At 41.9% G+C, this 689-nt stretch carries 2 tRNA genes and 1 rRNA gene; all 3 read left to right on the forward strand.

Annotated features, from left to right (window positions below):
* Positions 1 to 56: ribosomal RNA gene (locus tag QNI22_RS40150) — 16S ribosomal RNA — on the forward strand; the annotation flags it as partial.
* A 197-nt stretch (positions 57 to 253) separates the two neighbouring features.
* Positions 254 to 327: transfer RNA gene (locus QNI22_RS40155), tRNA-Ile, on the forward strand.
* A gap of 79 nt (positions 328 to 406) precedes the next feature.
* Positions 407 to 483: transfer RNA gene (locus tag QNI22_RS40160), tRNA-Ala, on the forward strand.
* Positions 484 to 689: the final 206 nt, after the last annotated feature.

Consider the following 689-nt stretch of genomic DNA (forward strand, 5'->3'; position numbering starts at 1 on the left):
GGGCTAAGTCGTAACAAGGTAGCCGTACCGGAAGGTGTGGCTGGAACACCTCCTTTCTGGAGTGATTGTATGAAGGTAATCTCTAGATTACATACTCTTAGCTGAGTACTTCTCTTTCACAGATAAACCAGATAACTACTCAGAGCTGATCTATGTACAACCATGCGATCAGCTCACGCTCCTATCTTTTGCTTCTCACCCAAAAAATACACTACCTGTAAAGGTAGAAAATATAAGTAACGGACCAGTAAATGGGCTTGTAGCTCAGGTGGTTAGAGCGCTACACTGATAATGTAGAGGTCCGTGGTTCGAGTCCACGCAGGCCCACACTATCAACCACACTGCTGAAGGTACACTCTGCTTTATATATGTTTTATAAACGAGTTGCACTGACAGTACCAATTATGGGGGTGTAGCTCAGCTGGCTAGAGCACCTGCTTTGCAAGCAGGGGGTCATCGGTTCGACTCCGTTCACCTCCACCAATAATTTAGATAAAAAGCACAAACAAAAACGTTTGTTTGGTAGGTGAAAGTCCTCAGGTTGTAAAACCACCATGTTGTACACTCAGATTTATTTTGATGTATGACTGAAGTTCTTTGACAGATGGAAAAATAGAGAAACTGAGTAACGAGCGATTGTTTCTAAGTAATTAGAAGCAATGCTGAGTATAATTTCTCTTTAGTAATAA

Source organism: Xanthocytophaga agilis (assembly GCF_030068605.1).
GTDB classification, from domain to species: Bacteria; Bacteroidota; Bacteroidia; order Cytophagales; family 172606-1; genus Xanthocytophaga; species Xanthocytophaga agilis.